Annotated in this window: 12 protein-coding genes; all 12 read left to right on the top strand. The window is 45.1% G+C overall.

Features of this window, described 5'->3' with window-relative positions:
* Positions 1-9: 9 nt before the first annotated feature.
* The 12 genes from A8708_RS07090 to A8708_RS07035 all read left to right on the top strand — a co-directional run bounded on the left by A8708_RS07090 (position 10) and on the right by A8708_RS07035 (position 24,083).
* A complete protein-coding gene (locus A8708_RS07090; protein ID WP_068662794.1) occupies positions 10-2,355 on the top strand; it encodes a helix-turn-helix domain-containing protein in 2,346 nt (781 codons plus the stop codon).
* Between the two features lie 243 nt (positions 2,356-2,598).
* Positions 2,599-7,071: an S-layer homology domain-containing protein gene (locus tag A8708_RS34725; RefSeq protein ID WP_082927312.1), complete on the top strand. Its 4,473-nt coding sequence runs from the start codon at positions 2,599-2,601 to the stop codon at positions 7,069-7,071.
* Positions 7,072-7,250: 179 nt separating this feature from the next.
* The gene (locus A8708_RS07080) at positions 7,251-8,261 is read left to right on the top strand and encodes a zinc-dependent alcohol dehydrogenase (protein ID WP_068662793.1); all 1,011 of its coding nucleotides are present in this window, start codon (positions 7,251-7,253) and stop codon (positions 8,259-8,261) included.
* Positions 8,258-9,433 (top strand): Gfo/Idh/MocA family protein, encoded by a 1,176-nt coding sequence (locus A8708_RS07075; RefSeq protein WP_068662792.1) that lies wholly within the window; start codon positions 8,258-8,260, stop codon positions 9,431-9,433. Before A8708_RS07080 ends, A8708_RS07075 begins: the two co-directional genes overlap by 4 nt.
* A 34-nt stretch (positions 9,434-9,467) precedes the next feature.
* Complete coding sequence (locus tag A8708_RS07070; protein WP_068662791.1) at positions 9,468-10,346, top strand: AraC family transcriptional regulator; 879 nt, start codon at positions 9,468-9,470, stop codon at positions 10,344-10,346.
* A 151-nt stretch (positions 10,347-10,497) separates the two neighbouring features.
* Complete coding sequence (locus A8708_RS07065; protein ID WP_157264581.1) at positions 10,498-15,513, top strand: golvesin C-terminal-like domain-containing protein; 5,016 nt, start codon at positions 10,498-10,500, stop codon at positions 15,511-15,513.
* A gap of 139 nt (positions 15,514-15,652) precedes the next feature.
* On the top strand, positions 15,653-17,485 hold the full coding sequence (locus A8708_RS07060; RefSeq protein ID WP_204787480.1) for an S-layer homology domain-containing protein: 1,833 nt from the start codon (positions 15,653-15,655) through the stop codon (positions 17,483-17,485).
* A gap of 117 nt (positions 17,486-17,602) precedes the next feature.
* Positions 17,603-18,697 (top strand): response regulator transcription factor, encoded by a 1,095-nt coding sequence (locus tag A8708_RS07055; RefSeq protein WP_068662788.1) that lies wholly within the window; start codon positions 17,603-17,605, stop codon positions 18,695-18,697.
* Entirely contained in the window at positions 18,694-20,472 is a 1,779-nt protein-coding gene (locus A8708_RS07050; protein ID WP_068662787.1) for a sensor histidine kinase, read from the top strand. The genes A8708_RS07055 and A8708_RS07050 overlap by 4 nt, the downstream gene beginning before the upstream one ends.
* Before the next feature lie 99 nt (positions 20,473-20,571).
* Positions 20,572-21,540 carry an ABC transporter permease gene (locus tag A8708_RS07045; RefSeq protein ID WP_068662786.1) on the top strand — a complete coding sequence of 323 codons (969 nt, stop codon included), beginning with the start codon at positions 20,572-20,574 and terminating at the stop codon, positions 21,538-21,540.
* A 42-nt stretch (positions 21,541-21,582) separates the two neighbouring features.
* On the top strand, positions 21,583-22,443 hold the full coding sequence (locus A8708_RS07040; RefSeq protein ID WP_068663018.1) for a carbohydrate ABC transporter permease: 861 nt from the start codon (positions 21,583-21,585) through the stop codon (positions 22,441-22,443).
* Between the two features lie 26 nt (positions 22,444-22,469).
* The gene (locus tag A8708_RS07035) at positions 22,470-24,083 is read left to right on the top strand and encodes an extracellular solute-binding protein (RefSeq protein WP_068662785.1); all 1,614 of its coding nucleotides are present in this window, start codon (positions 22,470-22,472) and stop codon (positions 24,081-24,083) included.
* Positions 24,084-24,460: the final 377 nt, after the last annotated feature.

The raw sequence follows: 24,460 nt of genomic DNA, 5'->3' as shown, positions 1-24,460 counted from the left end.
GCTGCAAAAATGAAAGAGAAAAAAGAAAAGCGCTTTATGAAGAGCAGCTTATTTGAATATTTCAACTATTTCTTGGTGCTTTCTCTACTGGTCGCAGCGATTTCAGGCGGGGCACTATATTATTCATCCTCTTCTTTACTTTGGAGAGATGCCATCCAGAACAGCAGCAATACGCTGCAATTGCTTAAGAACGGGCAGGAAATTGTGCTGGCTGAAGTCGATAAGGCGATGGAATCTGTATTCTTGGATTCATCTTTTCTTCATTATATGGATTATTATGAGCAAGCTGATATCTACATGCAGCTGCAGCTGAGACAGCGTCTCGAGAATGTCGTTCTGTCCAGTGACTATATTCACTCCGTATCTATTTACTATACCAACTCACAGTTAATTCTGTCCTCGTTAGAGGGAGCGGTGCCGCTCAGCGGTTTTCAAGACAGAGACTTCGTCGGTTCTATGGTAGGACAGCCGATTAATAAATCGCTCGTCCGTACAAGATTTCTACCGGGAATTTCCGCAGCTAAGGAAGAAACAGTTATCTCCATTGTGAAGACGCTTCCTATCATACATGCAGGGACGCCCTCCGCTTATGTCGTGATCAACATCAAGGGGAACTATTTGGCGCAGATTATGCAGTCGTTGAATACGAATCCCGATGTCCAATTGATTGTAACCGACAAGGAAGGGCATGTTCTTTCACAAAAAACGGAAGAAGGGATCACCGATATTGGTGAACTTGTCAGCGACCTAGATATTTCTCAATTTAACGGGGCATCAGGCAGCTTACTGACCAAAGTACGCGGAATAGACACGTTGGTCTGCTATGTCACATCCGTAACGAGCGGTTGGGTGTACACGTACATGATTCCGAAGTCCGTAGTGACGCACAGTCTCCACTTATGGAGCCGGATGACGGTCATTATCAGTTTGATGGCGGTGGTGCTCAGCCTAATAGGCTCGTTGCTGCTGTCCAAACGAATCGTCAATCCAATGAACCGGCTGTTGATTATGATGCGCGGTACGGATCAGAAACCCGAAGATAGGAAATCTGAACATGTCAAGGAGATCGTTCAGATTGAGCGCAATGTCAGCCGTCTGATGGATCAGAACCGCGATTTGACCATGTTGCTGAAGGATTATGAGATCCAAAGCCGGAATAAATTTCTGCAACGATTGGTTTGCGGTGACGAACAGATAACGCCACAAACCATGGAACGATTGGCTTATTACGGCTTGAGCTTACCCGAGAGAGGGGCTTTCGTTGTTGTACTCGTCTCCATGGATCAATATACCAAGTTCTCTCAGGGGATTCATGAATCCGAGCGAAATTCAAGGCTCCTACAGCTTTCCGAGGGGTTACAGGAAGAGGCTTTCGGCAAACAGGCGTATCAAGGATTCTTGGTCGAGACAGAGCCGAATGAAATGGTGCTGGTACTCCATTTGGACAAAGAAGAGAACACATCAGAGATGCTTCCTGATAACCTGCGCATTTGGTTGCGTCAGTTATTAGAGCTTCTATGCAAGGAATCTATGATGACGTTTACGATCGGCGTAAGTGCACTGCATATGACGATCGAAGAGCTTAGTGATTGCTATCAGGAAGCTGGATCAGCGCTGCGGCAGAAGCTCGTATATGGCGGCAATACGGTCATCTTTTACGAAGCCATTCGTCCTGATATAGGCATTGCAATATATCCGTTGGGCCTCGAGAAGCAATTGTTAACTCATTTCAAAACGGGGAACCGGGAAGGTGTCATTGCTGGCTTACAAGAATTTGAAAGCCATATGATGGATCATCACGCGAGGCAAATTGAGGTGGTAAGGCATTACTTCCTACAGTTGTTTTCTTCATCACTGCGCTGTGTGTATGATATCGACGCCAACCTCGGCTTTCAGCCGGTTATTCAGCAGTTAAGGCATACCGACCTGTTGGAAATGGAAACGATGCAGAGCATGGTCGCTTACATGCAGGCGCTCTACGAGCTCGTACTTGATCAGCTAGAACAGAAACGATCTCTGAAAAATCAGGAATTAGCTGACGGAATTACCGCTTATATCGATGCACATCTGGCAGATGACTTAACGATTGAGCGGTTAAGTGAAATTTTTACAATCAGCACGTCCCATATGCGTAAAATCTATAAGGATGAAACCGGCATGACGATTAAGGACAGAGTATCGGAGCGTCGACTTGCGGCTGCCAGGACGCTTCTCGGCGATCCTCGACTGAAAATTCAGGAGATTGCGGATCAAGTAGGTTACTTGACGGTTCAATCCTTCACGAAAGCATTTAAAATGGAAACCGGGAAGACGCCAGGTGAGTATCGTGCAGAGTTGTTGCGGGTCAATGCATAAATGTAATTACCTTTAAATATAAAATATTCCAATTATATCAATCCCTCGTTGCCAAGAGCAGCGGGGGTTTTCTTATACGTTATTTTCATTATCGTTGTTGCTGAGCGCCATTATCAATAAATATCTGCCCTCAAAATGGAGAATACCGCATTATTACCAAAGGATCCAGTTGTTATAATGGAAAAGTGGAAGCGCTAACACCTTTGCGAAAGTCAGCGAAGCTATACAGGGGGGAATTAACAGATGAAAACAATTAATCGATTTTTCAGTATGATCATGGCGGTTGTTTTTACGGCAGGGTTTCTTTTTAACCCTCTAACAACAAGCATGGAGGCAGCAGTGCCTTCAGAAAATAATGTAGCAGCTCCGAAAGCAGTCATATATCCCTATAATCAACCAGCGAAGTATGCGGCTTCCGTTAACTACACGCTGAAGGCGAACGGAGTGGATATTCCAGTAGTCAAAGCTTTTGACGATTATGATTATGCGAACTTTTCCATGTCCAATGGACCGGTTACCTTCGAGGTTACGATATTAAATACGGACAAAGTTCACGATTACGCAATTAGCCCCAAGAAACTGGGAATTCAACCGGACAGCGTTGTGGGTCGAACCTTGACGTTCACCACGCAGAAAGACGAATATTTGATTATTACGATGAACAGCAGGAAGACACGCCTCGTCATTGCGGCTGATCCGGCAGAAACCGATGTGCCTGCATCATCAGGAACAGGTATTTTCAATGTTGGACAAGCCCCTTATCTAGTCACCCCAACCGGGGACAAAACGGGTGTGGCAGATCGAACAGCAGCCATTCAGCAAGCCATTGACGATGCTAGCAGCTACGGTACCCAGGCAGGGGACGGCGTCCAAGGAATCGTGTATATTCCTGCGGGACAATACTATATTGGCAATCTTGTGCTGAAAAGCAATACCGCGCTTTATATGCAGCCGGGGGCAGTGTTTATAGGAACTGGAAAAACAGCCGATTATAAAGAACACTGGTTCAAGAATTCAATGGGCAGGCCGGCAACCTGGTGGATTTCTACCGCATTCGAGTCGACGAACATCAAGCTGTATGGACGTGGAACAATAGATGGGAATGGCGCAGCGCTACATGACGATAAATCCACGAATGGCAAAGGTATGATTAACAATCTGGTTGTACCCATTGCGACATCTAACTTCATCATGGATGGGATTATTATCCGAGAATCCGCATCTTGGGCGGTTACACCTATTCGTTCACACGATCTTAGTTTTAACAATGTGAAGTTTTTTAACAGTTTGGGTATGGGTGAAAATGACGGGATCGATGTGTGCGAGTCGCAAAATGTCGTAGTGAGAAATGCAATCGGGATTGCGCTGGATGATCCCTTCTCGACGAAAACTTGGAATGAAACGACGGATATTGCGTCGGGCAAAGTACCTTGGCCCGGCAGTCCACAGCCTGTAAGTAATGTGCTCTTTGAGGATGTCATCACTTGGACATTGTGCTACGGATTCAAAATTGGCCAAGGGGTCATGCAGGATCAGAATAATGTAGTTTTTCGAGATGGCGTCGTGTACAAGGCGGCAGTCGGGTTTGCGATTCATCATAAATATGGCACTGGTGCTGTGAGCAATGTTACTTTCGAGAATATAGATGTCGAGGATATTAGCGGGTTCAACGAAGATAACAGTGCTTGGATGACGTTGTTCACGGTAAATGGGAGCAATACGGGTGTAGGACCGATCTCAGGAATTACGGTCAAAAATATTAACGTACGTGATGTTGGCGAGGGTGTTGCCAAAATTAAAGGGCTGCCCGATGCCCTCGTAAGTGGAATCACATTTGAGAATGTATATATGCCGGGAAAAGCCCAGCCTGCGGCAAGTTTATATGAGATGAATTTTGCGAATAAGGACAATTACAGCGATATCACCATCAAACCGCTACAGAATCCTGAACCTCGGCCCCAGACGAATCTGGCCCTAAATCAGCCAGCGGTCGCTTCCTCTAATGACAGCACGGTGGATACGGCGCCTTGGGCATTTGACGGAGATATGTCGACCCGGTTCGGTTCCAAAAGAGCCGTCGATCCAGGCTGGATTTATGTTGACTTGGGAACCATCAAATCTATTAATGAAGTGAAGCTTTATTGGGAGGCTGCCTACGCAAAAAGCTATCAGATTCAGGTGTCAAATGATCTGCAATCCTGGAATAACGTGTATAGCACAACCGCTGGCAAGGGTTTAATTGAAAAAATTACATTTAATCAGACTGATGCTCGATATGTAAGGATGTACGGTACAGTAAGGGCTACGCAGTATGGCTATTCAATCTGGGAGTTTGAAGTCTATGGTCCAGAAGTGTATCCGGAAAGCATTTCTTTGAGCCAAACAGCATTAGCCTTGCTTCCAGGCGAAACGGAGCCCTTGATGGCGACGGTGCTGCCAGCAAATACAACGAATAATAAAGTATTATGGTCGTCGAGCAACAAAAATGTAGCTGCCGTAGATAAAAATGGACTCGTTACTGCGATTGGCTTAGGTACAGCTTTCATAGAAGCCAAAACCTCGAATGGTGAATTCAAAAAAGTGGCAACGATTACGGTAACTGAACTGAACAAACCACAATTGCTATCTGCTATAGCAGGAGATGGTTACGTGAATCTGAGCTGGAGCAACGTAGACAGAGCCTTGAATTATCGCATTTATGCTAGCGCAACAGCGGGTTCATATGGTTCCCCGCTAGCAACGGTTAGCAATGAAGTTTATAAGTACAAGGCTGAAGGACTGAATAACGGCGATACTTATTACTTCGTCATCAAGGCAGTTCGTGGTGAAAGAGAGAGCGGTGTTTCCAATGAACTGTTAGCAGTCCCGCAAATAGCAATGCCGGGAGCACCTCAAGTAACGTCCGCGCTGCCGGGCGATACTCAAGTGCGTCTCACTTGGGAACCAATGGATTCAGCCATTCATTATCATATTTATGTCCGTGATCATTCAGGCTTATACGAAGATGAACTTGCAACCGTGAGCGGTTCTGTTTATGCGTATGATGTTGTGAATTTAACGAATGGAAAACCTTACTACTTTGTTCTAAAGGCCAGCAATCTAGGAGGATTAAGTGGAGCATCCCAGGAAGTCAGTGCAACACCACAAATATCGCCGCCTGGCACACCAACCGTTAAAGCCCCAGTTGTTAGCAACAGGCAAGTAAGTCTCAGCTGGGACCCGATGGATCATGTGACGAGTTTTCAGATTTTTGTCAGCACGAGTTCAGGTGAATATGGAAGCGAACTTGCAACCGTAAGCGGCTCTGTTTATACGTATGATATCGTGAATTTGATCAATGGCACGAAGTACTATTTTACCGTTAAAGCTGTAAATCCGGGTGGTGTCAGCGAAGCATCGCAAGAAGTAAGTGCGGTTCCGTATACGGAAGAGCATTCGAATAACGGGGATGGCAATCCATCTAGTATACCTTCCGGACAGGCTCCTGTTACCTCACAAACAGGTGAGTTGGGCTCTACTGTTATAGATGAACAAGGAGGCAAATCCACAACCACTTATACCGTCGATGCTCAAAAGCTGGAGCAGCGTTTATCCACAGGTGAAGAGGGTAGTCATATTATTTTGTCGACTTCGGGTACAACGGACGCATTCCTAGGTAAATTGACCGGACAAATGGTTAAAAGCATGGAGCAAAAGAATGCTGTACTAGAATTGCAAACCGATGCAGCTAGGTATACTTTACCAGCAAAGCAGATTCAAATTGAAAGTTTACAGCGTCAGTTTGGTGAAAATGTGGCGTTTCAAGACATTGCAATCCAGATTGAAATTGTTAAACCTAATGAGGATATGGTGCAGCTTGTAAACAATACCCTTCAAACTAACGAGCTGGAGCTGAAATCTTCGCTAGTTGACTTCAAAGTGACTGCAAGCTATAACGGCCAAACGATAGAGATTTCTCATTTCAGCAATTATGTAGAAAGAATGCTGCCAATTGAGAATCAAGCAGATGTGGGCCAAATCACGACAGCAGTCGTGATCGACCAAGACGGAACCTTACGACACGTACCGACCAAGATAGTGAAAGTAGACGGGAAATATTGGGCTCAAATAAGTAGTTTAACGAATAGCGTCTACTTTCTGGTCTCACACCGCGTCGAGTTTGGAGACGTTCAAAATCACTGGGCGAAAAAAGAAGTAAATGATTTGGCTGCCAGAATGGTTATTCAAGGGCAAGACGATAATTACTTTAACCCGGATCATCACATTACACGAGCGGAGTTTACTACTATTATTGTTCGGGCGCTAGGATTAAAGCTGCAAAATGGAAGTAGTATATTCGCTGATGTTGCTCGTACATCGTGGTACCATGATGCGATTCAAACTGCCTCTGCCTACCATCTTATTGGGGGTTATGAGGATGGCACTTTCCGGCCGACGAATACCATCGACAGGGAACAGGCGATGATGATCATGGCTAACGCCATGAAATTAACAAGCATGAAGAAGAACCTAGCTGACACAGCACTTCTTATCAAGTATCAGGATGCTGATCAGGTATCGGAGTGGGCGCAAACAAGTATTTTCATTTGTCTACAGGGAGGCATAGTTGCTGGCCGAACGGATAGTACGCTGGCACCGAAAGGATTATTGACACGAGCAGAAGTTGCTGTCATGTCGCAACGTCTTCTGCAGCAGGCCGGGTTGATCCTTCCGTAAGAGGAAACAGAGGTTAAGCCCCATTTTTGACCATGTAGAACATCGCAAGAACAAAAACACGGAACTCCATATGGGGTTCCGTGTTTTTAGATAAAAAATCATGCTTTCCATCAAAGACGCTCCAAGTAAAAACATTTATATTGAAAATGAGATCCATATATAAGGAGTGTGTCGATGTGATGATCAACAAAAAAGTAATGTTCCAAAGTCCATGGCAGGTTGAAACGGTGAAAGAGAACTTCACTGCACAAATTGGCGTAGAGGAGGTACTTGTTAAGAAACTGTACACCTTAATCAGTCCGGGGACGGAACTGGCCATGTTGTCAGGGAATGAATCTTGGTTCCCGATGCCAGGCATTCCTGGATATGCGGCAGTGAGTGAAATTGTGGAAGTTGGAGCAGGTGTAACGGGATTTTCACCAGGTGATATTGTTTTTCATTATGGGAGCCACAGTAAGTATGAGGTTGTTTCGATTAGGGGAACCTTTCTTCAAGTTCCTGAGAATCTGGATTTGAAATGGGTACCTTTTACGCGTATGGCTACTGTCGCAACAACAGCGATTCGTGTTTCGGCGATTGAGTTCGGGGATTATGTAAGCGTAACAGGGATTGGTCTAATCGGAAATATGGCTGCTCAGCTAGCGAAGGCTCAAGGCGCCACAGTGATAGGTATAGATTTGTCCGGGGAACGACTTCGTATTGCCGAGCAATGTGGTTTGAGTTATGGTGTGCATGGTGGACAAGACAGCGTAAAGGAACAGATTGCCGAGATCACCCATGGGAAGGGCGTTTCAACCCATATAGAGGCAACAGGTATCCCGCAAGTAGCCATCCAGAGTCTTCCTTATGTCGCCAAGCTAGGGGAAATCATTTTCTTAGGCAGTCCTCGCGGTGAATATAACACGGACGTGACGGAGGTTCTGAATTATTGTCATCTGTATAATAGAGGATGTATTACTTTCAAAGGAGCGCATGAATGGCGTTATCCGATTGAACCCAACGAGTTTGTTAAACATTCCTTGGTCAGAAATTCGACTATTATTTTCGAGCTGATGAAACAGAAACGACTGCAGATCGAACCTTTAATTAGCCATGTGTTGAAGCCAGAAGAAGCCAAGACAGCTTATGAGGGTCTCCGATTAAATAAAGATCAGTACAGCGGTGTATTATTTGATTGGAGCGAGGCATGAGTTTGAAAAGAAAAGTTCGCATTGGTATGATCGGTTACAAATTTATGGGCAAAGCGCATAGTCATGCGTACCGAGATTTACCTTTTTATTTCAATACAGATATCGAGCCTGTCCTGCAAACAATTGTTGGTCGTGATGAAGCTAATGTCAAACAAGCAGGAGATAAATTTGGATGGTTATCCTATGAGACGGATTGGCGTCGTGTAATCGAGAGAGACGATATAGATGTGATTGATATCGGTACTCCGAATCATTTGCATGCGGAAATTGCCATAGCTGCAGCTCAAGCGGGGAAGCATATTATTTGCGAGAAACCACTCGCCATGGATAAAGAACAAGCTTTCACCATGTGGAAGGCTGCTCAAAAAGCTGGTGTGATCCATATGATCTCACATAATTACCGCTTCTCGCCCGCCATTCAGTATGCCAAAAAGCTCATTGAACAAGGAGTTCTAGGGGAAATCTATCATATAAGAGCGCAATACTTACAAGATTGGCTCATGGATGCCGATTTTCCCCTCGTCTGGCGTTTAAGAAAAGATATTTGCGGATCAGGGACTTTAGGCGATCTTATGGCTCATTCCATTGATTTGGCGCGGTTTCTGGTGGGTGAAATCGAAGAGGTTAGTGGCATGATGGAAACATTTATTAAACAAAGGCCTATGGAGGGCTTACCAGGTCCTACTACTGCAGGTCCAACTGCTGGGACTGGTGAACAGGTCTTAGCAGATGTAGAGGTAGATGATGCTGTTGCGGCGCTGGCCAAGTTTGAAAATGGGGCCTTCGGCGTATTTGAAGCTTCACGATATGGCAAAGGAAACCGCAATGGCAATCGCCTTGAAATCAATGGATCGAGGGGTTCTTTGCGCTGGGATATGGAAAATATGAACACCCTTCAGTTATACTTGGACAAGGATGAGTTCGGCATGCAAGGTTTTAGAACAATTCAATGTACAGAAAGCATACACCCGTATGCTGGAGCTTACTGGCCGGCTGGTCATGGAATTGGCTATGAACACACTTTTATAAATCTGATGCATGCGTTTATGGAAGGCATTTCAACCAATACCAATCCGTCTCCAAGCTTCGAGGATGGGTATCGGAATCAAGTGGTGTTGGATGCGATTGCCAAGTCGGCGTCAAAGGGTGCACGAATAACTGTTAAATATTAAGGTGATCATCAATCATTCCGCAGGAGGGATGTATATGGAGAATTGGATGAACGGCATAACGCCTTTCGTCAGAGTGGTCAAAATTCACAAATCCTTCTCTCTAGCGGGTGAATGGATGGATTATGACCATGTGTTTACGTATATCGAACAAGGGGAAGCGGAGTTCTTTTTGGATGGGATCAAATACCAAGTGAAGGAAGGCGACATACTGCTCATGCCACCCTTCATGGCGCATATTATTCGCTCTACGTCAGAGGTGCCACTGATCCAGTATATCGTACATTTTGATTTGTACTATGAGGAAGAACGAAGCACTTGGAAGGATCAAGCGATTACGGAAGAGCGGAAAGCGATTCCAGCCAAGGAGATGCAGTTCGCATCTGCAAGTCCAATATCCCACTTGAGCTTACCGGACCGGATCGAGCTAAAGAAGAGATTCCTAATCATGCAGAAGGAGTTCTTGGACAAGAGATCCGGCTTTTCGTTGATTCTTAAGGGGATATGTCTGGAATTATTAGTCCTATTTATGAAGGGGCAGGTGGGTCATCACGCTAGAGAAGGAAAGATGACGAAGGGCTGGATGTTCATAGAGAACACCATTACATTCATAAATGAAAGATATTGGGATCCTGAACTGGATAATCATACGATAAGTGAGCATGTCGGAATTTCGACGAATCATTTATCGTTTCTATTTAAAGAGCAGCTTGGTATTACGATTCATAAATATTTGACGCATATTCGTATCGAACAAGCGAAAATCAGAATAATTGAAGGGACGCAAACTTTAACCGCTATTGCTGAACAGGTGGGTTTTTCGAGCATTTATTTATTCAGTCGATCATTCAAGGCTACAGTCGGCGTTATGCCCAGCCAGTTTATGGCGATGAATTCTAATATTGGCAAGCAGTGAAATAGTCCGTCCTTTTGTCATAGATATCTTACTTCTGTCCTGTTGTGAACGCATACATCCTTTTCTTAGAATAAGATCATACCCATAAGAGCTGAGGTGACTAAAGACTTATTGCTGGCGTGATCATAATCATCGGAGGTGTGTTTGGAAAATGTTGAACAGGTTAACAGGAGTAAGGAGAAGTCGTGTTGTAAAAAAGGTCATAGCACTGATCATGATTGCGACGCTGCTAATTAGCATCGTTCCAATTGGAATGACAGCGGTTTATGCAGCTACAGGCGATGTGCTGGGTGCTGAAGAGATTGGCGTAATCATTGACGATCAAGATCCGAGTGTCACGTACACGGGGTTTGCAGCTCCGCCAAGCGTGGCGAACTTCATACAGGGAGCAAGTGGAACGTATCAAAGCAGATTTACTTATGCGAATTTGAACAAGGAAACGCCTCAAAGCATGACGTTTGCACCTCAGTTTCCGCAGGATGGCATGTACGCATTCTACGTAAGGAAGCCTGCTACGACGCGCTGGTATGCCGGCAACGTCCCGTATAAGATTACACATGTCGCAGGTGAACATGTGATTAACAACCCGAGTTCAGGCAACGGGACAGATGCATGGGTGCAATACGGCGTATACCCTTTCCGAAGCGGACAGACTTATACGGTTACAGCTGGTGGAACTGGGTATCAGTTGTTCCCGCCAGTAGCGCCTGCTGCGAATGGCACGATTCCGATTGCCATTGACGGCATTAAGTTCATCAAAGTCGGAGAGCTGCCAGACCAAGCAGGACTGGATGCAATCAAAGTTGCGCGTGATGCCGACATGACGGCATCCATGAACCAATGGGCAGTTGATCTGGAAAAAGCGAAATACGAAGTGACAGGCACAATTGCGGCTAGTACGACAGTTGGTTCGAGCGTGTATGAACAGGTTCTTCGATTGAAGACGGGGAATTCAAGTAACCCTAATATTCAAATTACCGCAGTAGCTCCAGTCGATGGTACATATTTGAAAGTGGTAGATGGTAAACTGCTGCTAAAAGCTAAGAATTTGACAACTTCGGATGTAAATGAAAACGCTAACATAAAACTGAGTATGGGTGATGCATCAGCTACGATTAGCCTCGCAGTAACGATTGCGCCAAGTCCAGTCACGACCCCTGGTGATGAAGGCAATTTCACGGATACACCAACTTGGTACCGTGATTATGCACCGGGAATATTCAATCCGAATGAAGGGACGATTGAGCTTCGGGTGCGTCTGGATAAACCTTACGAGGAATTCGGTAACACGTGGGATTTCTTGTTCAAATTAATTCCGGAACAAAGTGGTCCCGGTAATACGTTGATTCAGGCACATATTCCACCGCCGAGTAAGAAGCCTACCGGTGCGAATGCAGTGTATGAACAACCGCTTACCTTTTTTGTGAGAAACGGGGAAGGAACCAATGGTGCATATGCCTATGCACAGCCGAATCAACTCAGCTATCAAGTTGGTCAGTCATTTAATTTAGCATTTACTTGGAAAATGGGAACTGGCGGTTATGCCGCTATTTATAAAGATGGTGTTGAAGTTACACCTCCAACTCCTGTAACTGCCCCAGCGGTAATGGAGAAGTTCATGCCCTACGAATTCATGGTAGAACGCAGCAGTCCGTTTAATGTCAGCCAAGTTAGGGTTTCAACCAAAGCGCTAAGTGCAAGTGAACTAGAGCACACGGCACAGACTTTCAGCCGGGGAACGGATACGGCACTACTTGCTGACATTACATTTGGCCAAGACATTCAATCCCAGAAATTTATTACTCCTTGGCATAACTCAGCCAAATACAGCGTAGTAAAGCCTGCATTTCGAAATGAGAAACAGGTGTACTATTCAGGCGAAGACGCTGTCTATCCAGTTATGACGGTTAATTATGGAGACAGTACCAAGAGCTACAACGTAAGCATTAAAGCAACAGATCCTTACGGGAAGGTGGAATTTACCGAGAACCATACTGTGCAAGTAGCAGCTGGGGGTACGTATGGTATTGAGGAGCTGCCGCTTCCCTTGCTGAAGAATAAGGTAGGCTTCTGGTATTTGGAAACAACAGTGAGTTCAAGCAACACCGCACCTATCGTCTATAAGAGTGGCATATCCAAAGTACCCGTAGATGAAGCAGGCGTAGCTGATGGTAAATATGCCAATTATTATGGACAGCATGCGAATTATGACTATGATATGTCGGCATGGACCAAAATTAATACGAGCGCAACGCGCGGTTGGGAAGGTGCGTTGCAGTTCTTATGGTATGCCGTTGAGCCAACCAAAGGCAATTTCGATTGGATCAAAAGCGATGCTTACGTGGAGAAAGCACAAGAAGCAGGAATGGATGTGCTCGCCGTGCTTGGTTACCCTTCCGATTGGGCATCCAGTAGACCTTCTGAACAGGATATTTCAGCAGACTTGAAGGATCTTATGTATCGAGCGGAACGTTGGGTGCCGAAGGATATCAAGTATACGAACGGGACGCCAGGAACAGGCGAGGATTGGTCCAACTATGTCTACCAGTCGATGAAGCGCTATGCCGGTAAGGTGAAGTATTGGGAGGTCCTCAACGAAGTGAACTTCCACCCAACTTCACATCCCAAAGCAGTCACAGCTGCTTTCTCAGGTACAATGGAAGAATATATCCTGATGCAAAAAATAGCTTATGAACAAGCGCAGCGTGTGAAATCCGAACATAAGCTGGCGACGGGTCAAGATCTTGAGCTCTACGTAACAACAAGCGGATTTGCAACACCAGACGGAGCTGCAGATCGCCAAATGGCGGTTGATACACTGAAGGGGAATAATATTAACTATTACGATATTTACAATGTGCATGGATATGTCGGAACACAAGGAATCTCAGATATTCTTACCGCTTATGGGCAAGCCAAAACGAATCACCCGAATCTGCAGTTGTGGCAGTCGGAGGTGTACCCACTTAATAGCACCTATACGCCATGGCGCATTTATGACACTGTGTGGAATTACATGGATTTCTTGAGCGTAGGTACAGCTAAATATTTCAACATGGGCACACCAGCTGAAGATACGTTCGTTACACGGCATTCCCAGTCGCCAACAGAAATGTATCAGGCATTAGCAACACTGCAGCATCATATTCGTAAGGCTGATGAATATTTAGGTTCGTATGCTAACTTTGAAGGGGCTAATTTCCTAAAAACCAATCACTATCTGAGACGTACGGATGGAAAGTATCTAAGTGTACTATCAGCAGATGACCTATTGTTATATGTCACAGTTGCCAACGCAGAGCAAATCGTTAGCGCGCAGGATGCCTACGGTAATGCTGTCCCGGTTACGGATTTCGATGGAACGAAACGCTTGATGAAAAAGAATAGCTTGTTTATTGTCTCTCAAGCTCCATTACAAATCACGAAAGTTACGGGAGATGTGCCACTTGCGACAGTGAAAAATGGGGACTTTGAACGTGTAAGCGGAGACCCGGAAGGAGGCACGTCCGCTGTGCTGCTGCCAGATTGGACGATGGGCTGGAACAGAGGTGTATATGGAACCAATGCCTATGTGACGAAGACTTCTCAATTTGCAGGACAGAGCGCGGCTGAATTCAATTCGGCAGGAGCGCCGAGTAATAGAACGTTTTTGTACCAGCAAGTATCTATCACCCAGCCTGGTACATACGTACTCTCTGCGCAGATTAAAAAGTTGGAAGGCAGCGATGTGCAGCCTGAATTGAACATTTGGGATGGGACTGTCGATCATCAGCTTGCCCCAGTTACGTTAACGAATCAGTATGTCAATTACAGTCAAACTTATGAAGTCACTGGGCCCATAAACTTAGTGCTTAATGTGGGCATCCTTTCAGGAGTAGGTAAAATTGTGTTTGATAACGTTAGCTTTGAGTTGGTGCCAGAGAATGTTACTATCTCCATGGATAATTCAGATCCTACTGGCGTCACCCTCTTAGGCCAATGGGAAAGCAGAACAAATGCAGATGCAAACAAAGGTAATTTTGCTTTAAATACAACCAAAGACGGAGCATCCAGCGTGAGCTACAAGCCAGCTATTCCGACTGACGGTATGTATGATGTCTATGTATGGCAGCATATTACGACGGGGACGCAGAACGCACCTTTTACCATTCATCATGCAAACGGTTCCGAAACAGTCCCGGTGAATCAATCGCAAAATGGGAAGAGTTGGTACAAAATTGGCAGCTACCCTTTCCATAAAGGGGAATCGGGAAGCGTAGTTGTCACCAATGCTTATACACAAGGCAATTTTATTCTGGCCGATGGCGTTCGCTTTACGCGGACGGGTCCAATACCGATTCCGAATCAGAACTTGAACAATAAGCTGACAGGTCCGGCAACGGTAGATGGAGGTCAAAGCTTCAAGGTCACGTACAGTCTCGACAGTGTGACGGACAGCGTATATGCGCTGGATGCGACTGTAACGTATGATGCGACCAAACTGGATTTCATCTCAGCTGCGTCGTTGAAGGAAGGTTTCGACATACTTTCGACGAAAACCCCAGTTGCGGGCCAAGTGCGTATCATTGCTTCAAGTTTAGGTGCAGCTAAAGCCATTAAGGCGAACAGCGATGTGTTCGAGTTGAACTTTACATCCAAAGCGAATGGAACGAATGGCAGTGTAGATCTTCAAGCCGCTTCCATTGCCGTTGTCGGCGCAGGTCTTGAAAGCACGTTGGCTTCCCACAAGCTTACAGTCAACGTGCAATATGCAAACAAAACAAACTTAACCGCAGCTATTGTTGCCGCAGAGGCACTTTATACAGCTTCGGTAGAGGGAACACTGATCGGACAGTATCCAGCAGGTGCCAAAGCGACGCTTCAATCGGCGATTAACGCAGCGAAGGCCGTAGAGGCGGACACTGCCGTGACTCAGTCGCAGATTGATACGGCAACGAGCGTACTCTTAGGGGCTGTAGACGCCTTTAAACTGACCGTGAATAAGCGGAAGCCTGAGGACTTGAATGGTGACAATCGGATTAGCGTCAGCGATCTGTATCCAATTTTGATCAATTATGGCAAAACATCAGCAAGCCCTGATTGGTCGACTGTTCTTAGGTACGATGTTAATCAAGATCTGAAGATTGATTATCTTGATATGGCCGCAGTTGCTATGAAAATGGAATAGCTATCCAGACTTCGGGAGATGGGTATAGACCCAATCTCCCGAATCTTTTATTTCATGAACCCTGCGAGGCACCATCGAAGGGTGGTACTAGGAGACGTCCGTGAAGGACGGAGTAGTCGTTTATTTTGTGCAAAGGAGCATGGAAATGATTGCAATTTATAATTCGAAGCGTTGGAAAATGAGGATTCCCTTATATATTTTTGTGCTGCTGTGCATGCTTATAGCCCCATTCCCAGCACATGCCAATACGTTGCCAGCGGCATCCGCTTTTACCCTATCAGGTAATGCAAGCCCAGTGGTTGGTGGGAGTTTCACGGTAACTGCGACAGCGCAGGTTTCGGAGGTATTCGCCTTCGAAGCCATATTTCGTTATGACCCACTGAAAGTTAAGCTGATTCGTGCAGATGGAGCCTCAAACGGCAATCTGTTGAAACCTGATGGTGGTGAAGGGACTATTATTCTTGCATGGTCAGAGGCGGGCAATGAACAGTCCCTCAATGGTATCGTGAGAATGGCCCAGCTTACTTTTAATGTGCTCCAAGAAGGGGAGACGGAGGTCAGCTGGCAATCGCTCAAGATTGCAAACCGCAGTTTGCAGGAAGTTGCCGTAACGCCGGATCGTTCATTTCGGGCTCAAGCTCGTTCTGAATCTAGTCTTGATGATACAGGAAGTACTGGAAGTACAGGAGGCGTAAGTGCGCCTAGAGCGGAAGGAGCTGGGAAAGAACCTGCCACTGTAGCCCCGGAAGTCGCTATAATTACGAATCCTGCTCAAACCATGCAAGTGTCTGAACAAGCGGTTAGGGTCACTTCCGAATCAGGGAATCGTGTACATGCTGTCTTGAATATGACACAAGTTCTGCAAGAGATTCAGGAATCCTCTAAGGAAACATCAACGTTCGTTATCACGATTCCCACGAAGGAGTCTTCGTCCGTTTCGGTGGATATCCCCTCCGAAGTTCTTCAAGCAATCCTATCTGCAAGCGGTGGAAGTGGTTCTCTCGTTATTTCGAGCTCCGTAGGCATGTATAAATTGCCAATTAATCAACTTAAACTGGATGCGAATTCGAAGGTAACGATAGCGATGGCGACCGTTACAGAAGAACAAATACAGGCGATTGGTACACGTGTTGCAGCAGAAGGCTTTACACTCACGGGTGCGCCAGTGGATTTCTCCGTTTCAATCCAACTTTCCTCAGGTCAAATAACTGAGCTGCATGACTATGATAGTGCGTTTGCCGCTCGAACATTACCGGCTAGGCAACTGGATCCAGAGCAAACGGCAGCTGTTCTATTCCTTCCAGATGGCACCATGGCCCCAGTTCCAACCCTATTCGTGAAGCAACCGGATGGCTCTTACGTGGCACTCATCCAACGTATGGGCAATAGTACTTACGGGCTTATTACGGGGAGCCGAACATTCGCAGACTTGAGCGGACACTGGTCCGAACGTCACATTGAAGTCATGGCAGGCCGCTTGCTCGTGAATGGGGATTCAGAGGGCCGATTCCGCCCGGATGATGCCATAACTAGAGCTGAGTTCGCGAAGCTGCTAACGGATGCGTTTGCCCTGCCAGAGAAAGATGTCCGCACGACCTTCAGTGATGTAGACCCATCTGCTTGGTATTCTGCATCTTTTCGTAAAGCGGTTTCATTCGGCCTAATGGAAGGCTATGATGGAGGATTATTTCGTCCAGATGCATTCGTAACGCGGGAAGAACTTGCCGTTATGCTAGATCGTGCGATTCACCTGACGGGATATAAATACGATTCACCTCCCCAATCAATTCAACTGCTAGAGGGGGAACAACTGAACGACTGGTCTAAAGCCGCTATTGAAGGGATGGTGGGACTCGGTATCATTACAGGGGATCAGGAGCACAGAATACGACCTTCTCAACCAGCGACACGTGCCGAAGCAGCTGTCATGCTGAAACGTATGTTGATTAAGCTTTCGTTCATGAACGAGTAAGCTGATCATCCAATAAGTGTTGCTTCCCTACGTTTACCCTATATTGTGATTGAGCAAATCTAGGGGAGTAAGCTACAATCAAGAGAACACGCTTGAATTCCCTAGGAGGTTCTGCCCATGTATACAATGATGCTTGTCGATGACGATTATATTTCGAGGGAAGGACTGCGAGATCTCATCGACTGGGATCGTCTAGGTATCGAGATTGTAGGTGAAGCAGAAGACGGGGCGGAGGCGCTGCTTGTTGCACGTGATCTGAGGCCGGATATCGTAATTACCGATGTCGTGATGCCTGTGATGGACGGTATCACATTAATCGACAAGTTGAAACTTGAGCAGCCTGCTGTCATGGTAATTATGATTAGCGCTCATCAAGACATTCAGTATGTGAAGGCTTCAATTAAATTGGATGCCATCGATTATATATTGAAACCGTTTAATCGAGAGGAATTAAAGCAGGTAGTCGCCAAAGTTGTCACGAAGTTGGATAAAGAAAGAGCCGAGAAGCAACTGAAAGACGACGTCAGTCAATATTATTCAGGGAGTATCTCATCTACAGGGCTGCCCGTAATCGTGGATTCCATAGAGAAGATTGTAGGAATGTGCAGCACGGGGCAAACGGAAGCACTGACTGAAGAGGTGCAGCAACTCTTTATTACAATTCGGCAATTAAAGATGGAAAGCATGCTTTTCCTAACGACCATCTGCTCTGAGCTTCTGATTAAAGCCATACGCAAAGCATCCATGCATATTGATTCTGCCATAGCACAAGAAGTGAAAGAGTCCCTGCACCAATTCAGAACGATGCAGAGCCCTCAGCAAATCGAGATGTTTGTGCTCGAGAAGCTGACCTATTTGGAGTCGGCTTCCAATGAGTTGCGAAACAGTAAGTCTCGCAGAATTATTCGGGATGTTGAGGGTATTATTCATAAAATTTACTATCAGAATCTCACGATTGGGCAACTGGCGGCGGAAGTATTCATGTCTCCCGGGCATCTTCAAACGTTATTCAAGAAAGAAACAGGTCACACGATTAATGATTATATCACGCATGTACGATTAAAGAAGGCGCAGGAGCTACTTAAGGACGCCTCTATTAAAATATATGAAGTAGCCAATCAAGTTGGGTACCAAGATACGCATTATTTTACCAAAATATTCAAGAAGGTCGTGGGCGTCAACCCTATGGAATATCGGGAGAAAATGCTATGAGAACCGTGCTAAATAAGCTTAGCGGCATGTACTATAACATCAACTTGCGAACCAAGCTGGTCATTTCTTATTTAATTCTCATTATTATTCCGGTAATGGTATTGGTCTACTTTTCCTATATTACGATTCATAAATCAGTGGTTGAGCAGACAGGCAATGCCTACTTGGAAACTTTGAAGCAAGCAGAGAAAAACATTGCGTTCGGCATCGAAACTGCCTATAACATTGCTGATCTGACGCAAAGCAACTATGATATTCAACAAATTCTTAGAACGGTATCTGAACGAGCTTTGACGTCGGGTGAAGTAATCGATTTTTTCAATCTGCTTAACAAAAATGTGAGCAATTACGTGGGCAAGAGCAATGTGCTCAAGGTTAGCTATTTCATGAAAGGGAATCCAACTTTCGTTTCGGCAAGTCCTAATTTTTTTGGCATAGACCAGCTTCAACGTGAAGGAGGTCTAAAGCCACTATTGGATGGCACAATCAAAGAGAAATGGTTCTATGCCAGTGACGTGGAACATTTGAGCATCGTTCAAAATGACGAGGTTCTCTTTATTAAAGAAATCAAGGATATCAATCGATTCCAGTACGTTCTTGGCTATGTGATGATTGAGCTGGATGCCAAATTTATCTGGTCTATTCTGAATGATATTCGGCTTCCGGATGGCGCGGAAACACTGGTCATGTCCCCTAACAAGCGAATTGGACAAACACAATTACTCGCAGGGGGCAGCGGTGTAAGCGACCTCTTTCTGAAGTCTTTGCCGGAAGAAGAAGAAGGGATTGCTAGTTTCGGACCTGCGGAGAGAACGAATTATGCTGTTTTCAGCAAGGCGAAGGGTCTGGATTGGCAAATTGCACTACTCATGACGGAGAAGCATCTAGGGATGAACAGTAGGTGGATTCAGAACTTTATGCTCGGCTTGGCAGGGGTAGTCTCGATTATAGCGATTATTACGGCCTTCATCATTTCAGGAAGTATTACCAAACGGTTGAAAAAGTTAGTCAAGCTCATCAAACATGCGGAAAAAGGGAACTTTGAGACGGAGGACAACATTCGAGGAAATGATGAGTACGCGCGATTACAGCGCTCTTTTAATAAGATGAGTACGCGAATTAAAGCTCTTATCGAAGAGGTATATCAAGCACAAATCAGCAAGCAAGAAGCGGAAATGAAGCTGCTGTATGCGCAGATTAACCCGCACTTTTTGTATAACACCTTGGATATTATTCAATGGAGTGCCCTGCGAATCGACGCTAAGGAAATTGCGGAATTGACGGAATCACTTGCGAAGTTTCTGAGGCTCAGTCTGAATGAAGGCAAGGAACATATTAGCGTCGCCGAAGAAATGATGGAAGTTAGTAACTATATGCACATTATTAATTACCGCTATCGAGGGGCTATCCAGTTCATAACGGACGTTGAGGAAGGTCTGGAACAGATGATTATGATCAAAATGATTCTGCAACCGCTAGTCGAAAACGCAGTTATTCATGGAATCAGGCCCAAAAAAGGGAAGGCTGGAACGGTTGCCGTCCGAGCTTATCGGGAAGAAGCCTATATGTATTTAGAGGTTATAGATGATGGCGTGGGGATAACGGGGGAGCGGCTGCAGCAACTCTTTGAAACCGAGAGTAGAGGATATGGCGTGAAGAATGTGCATCAGCGTATACAAGTCTATTATGGTGAGGAATGTGGCCTACAGTTTCACAGCGAGCCTGGCAGTGGCTGCCGTGTAGTCGCTAAACTAAAGGCTTCGGGGAGCGTATAATCCGTATTTTTGTCAGTGATATCTTACTTCTGTCCTGTTGTGGTTGATAGGCTTATTTACGTAAAATAAAGCTATACAACGAGGAGTTGAGGTGATGAAATGGCAAAGATTACACCCTCCCACACGATAGATTCACTAGACGCAGGTGTGATCCCCAAGACAAAAAATCGCCTGAAGGCAAGAATCGTTCATAATCTAGATTTATATCTGATTATTTCGATCCCCTTACTGGTGCTTTTGATTTACAGCTATGTCCCGATGCTGGGGATCGTCATTGCATTTAAGAACTATCGGGTATTTGATGGCATACTGGATAGTAAGTGGGTAGGATTAACGCATTTTCGAACATTGTTATCGGATCCAAAGTTTTTTAGTGTGTTGAGCAATACGATGCTGATTAATCTATTCAAATTTATTTTTCAGTTTCCATTGCCTATTATCTTGGCGCTGTTATTGAATGAAGTTAGGACGGGCTTTGTCAAACGGATGACGCAAACGCTTACCTATCTGCCTCATTTTCTGTCATGGGTTGTTATCGCAGGAATCTTTGTGGATATCCTCTCCCCAAGTACAGGTATTATCAATGCGATGCTAAAGGTATTTAATATCTCGCCGATAGCGTTCCTTGGTGATGATAGTTACTTCCGAAGTGTTCTCGTTGCATCAACAGCTTGGAAAGAAACCGGTTGGAGCGCCATCATTTACTTGGCCGCTTTAACGTCTATCGATCCTGATCTGTACGCCGCGTCCAGCGTTGATGGTGCGGGTAAGCTCAGACAAACATGGCATATTACGCTCCCAGGCATAGCCAGTACGATCGTATTCATTATTATTCTAAGGGTGTCTACCTTATTGGGCAGCGATACGGAACAGGTATTACTCCTGTATAATCCTCTTGTTTACGGTGTTGGGGATGTCATTGGAACCTACGTGTACCGGGAAGGAATCCAGAATGGTAGTTACAGCTATACAACGGCAGTTGGTTTGTTCGTATCCATTATCGGATTTACATTGATGGTTACGGCCAATAAGATTAGTCGGAAGTATTCGAACCGAGGGATATGGTAAATAAGAGGCAGAGAGGAGCAAATAGCTTTGTTTGACAAGAGGATGAAGACCGGGGAAAAGGTTTTTACGGTTGTTAATTACACATTGTTGATAACAGTAGGTCTCATTTGCGTCCTACCGTTCATCACACTTTTAGCAAAATCGGTTAGTGAAGAAGCTTACGTCGTCAGCGGTCAAGTAGGCTTATGGCCAATGGGCTTTCAGTTACAAGCCTATAAAGTGTTGCTGTCAGGCGTTGATTTTCGCACTGCGTTTACGAACAGCTTGTTTGTAGCCGTTATTGGTACAGCCGTTCAAGTGTTTTTTACAGCCTGTGTCGGGTACGCCATCGCGAAGAGGGATTTGGTAGGTCGTAAGGCCATCAATATTCTGTATGTGTTCACGATGTTGTTCAACGGGGGAATGATTCCTACGTATATGGTTATTAAAAATACAGGATTAATAAATCATCTGTGGGTGCTTGTTATTCCTGGGATGGTTAGCGCTTTCAACTTGATTCTAGTGCGAAATTACTTTGAGTCGTTGCCTCACAGTTTAGAGGAATCAGCGAGAATAGACGGAGCTGGAAATCTGACCATCCTGTTCCGCATCATGCTTCCGATCTCCAAGCCTTTGCTTGCGACAGTCGCCATTTTTAGCGCGGTAGGGATATGGAACAACTATATGGACCCTTTAATGTATTTAACGAAAAAAGAAGTTCAGGTCTTGCCTTTATTCTTGCAAAATGTCGTGGCAGCTTCCAACAAGAACGGGATGGAGAATCCCGAACAATTGGCCAATATTGCCTCTGAGACATTCAGGGCCGCAGCCATTTTCGTTTCTTCCATACCGATTCTACTCGTGTATCCATTCCTACAAAAATATTTTGTCACAGGGTTGACGCTTGGGGCTGTAAAACAATAGCTCACTATTATAAAGGGGGAAGTAATATGCGTACAAAATTAAAAAAATGGTCAACGACAACTTTAGTAGTCGCAGTTGCAGCATCGGTAGCACTTGTTGGTTGTAGTAAAGAGGCGACACCAGAAAGCAAGGAAACGAAAGTGGCTTCTGCTACACAGGGACCAAAGCTGAATAAGGCGGCCAAAATTAGAATCGCCGTTCCCGATAATGCAGGAGTCAAGGGCTACGAGCAAGGAGCAAGCGCAAATGATAATCAATTCCTAAACATGATCAAAGAGAAAACGGGTTACACCAATATAGAATGGAATGTCATTCCGGCAGCTAATCAATTGGATACGTACAATTTGATGTTTGCTTCTGGTGATGTGTATGATCTGATTTATACGAGCGATCTCAATATTTTCAAACGTTTCAGCGCACAGGGAGCTCTACTGCCAGTGGACGATGCCATCAAGCAATATGGTAGCGAAGTCGATAAATTAGTAACGGAGAACGCATGGACGGCTGTATCCTTGGAAGGGAAGAAATATGCGATTCCGGTTCCTCCTTTTCAGAAATTCGAAAACGTTGATCTTGGCTCAGGATTTCTAGCAAGACAGGACTGGATGGATAAATTGGGATTGAAGGCACCTAAGAATTTGGATGAATTATACACGTTCTTGAAAACGTTGAAGGATAAAGATCCAAGCGGCAAAGGAACCATACCTTATGTAGCAGCAGCTGGCAATAACGGGAATCCGCTGGATGGACTTGATGTCATTACCGCAGCTTTCGGAATGTCCGGCATCAATAACCTCGCTGTTCCTTTCATCGTAAGGGATGGCAAATTGGTTGATGCACAAGATGTGAATCTGAAGGATTTGCTGACCTACCTGAACAAGCTCTACAAAGAAGGTTTGATTGACAACGAGTACTTATTCAACAAAACACAGCAAGTGACAGAGAAGATGTCGTCAGGGAAAGCAGCTACTGTGTTTGCAGGTTACTGGGACCCAGCGACCTACCAAGCAGGCTTAAATAAAGCAGATGCTAATGCGAAGTTGAGCTTCTTGCCTACAGTAGAAGGGAAAGACGGTCAGAAAGGTTATACAATGCCTGCACCAGTATCCAACTTCTACATCATTCCGAAAAGCTCGAAAAATGTGAATGAAGCTGTAGATTTACTGAACACCTATTTGAAAGATAAGGATCTGCAGAAGTTTGTGAATTTCGGTAAGGAAGGCGTTCACTATGACATGGTCAATGGTGCCCTGACTCCGAAGAAACCTGCTTATGATCAAATCATCTATAAACTGTATTACAGAATGTGGAATACACCGGACATTTGGTTGCCTAACGCATTGCTTGGAGGATATGAGCCAGCTATGAAAAGCTTTGCCCAAGCAGGCGCACAGTTGACAGCATTCAATATCAACCAATACAGACCGCAGACGGAAGTTGAACTTGCCAAAGGAAGAGCGTTGATCGACCTGAGAAATGAATATATTGCCAAAATCATCAACGGGGCATTACCTCTGACGGCATTGGATGAGTATTTCAAAAAAGCGGACGCAGCTGGCAGACAAGATGTCATTAAAGCGTCGCAGGATTGGTTTACCAAAGACGGCAAAGCTATTTATGACAAATTGAATAAGAAATAGCAGCGGGATGACTAATAATTGTTAGACAGTCTGACATTCTGTTCTGTGAGAGGCCCATGCAATTGCGCATGGGTCTACTTTATTTTAGGTATGGAAGAGAATAGGTTACAGCTAAATTCACGGGATTAATGGTTGAAGGCATTCTTGGAACGCAAATGGCTTACACCAAAGACATGGGGTGTGGTTAGTAGCTTACAAACCCATTTGTCGCGTTCGACTAAAACTTCAAGGGCTCTTATCTTATGCGCAATAGGTGTATTAACGAATTTTTCAACTTTAACAAATTATGTAGAAATTTTGCAAGGATGTGCAAACTCGACAAGATAGTTGCAGGTGGAGGAACACCGTTTCAAAATAGTCCGATTGTTAGGGCAAAG

Source organism: Paenibacillus oryzisoli (assembly GCF_001653565.1).
Lineage (GTDB): Bacteria > Bacillota > Bacilli > Paenibacillales > NBRC-103111 > Paenibacillus_E > Paenibacillus_E oryzisoli.
Note: the sequence above shows the minus strand (reverse complement) of the source record. Positions and strands in the feature narration are given on the sequence as shown.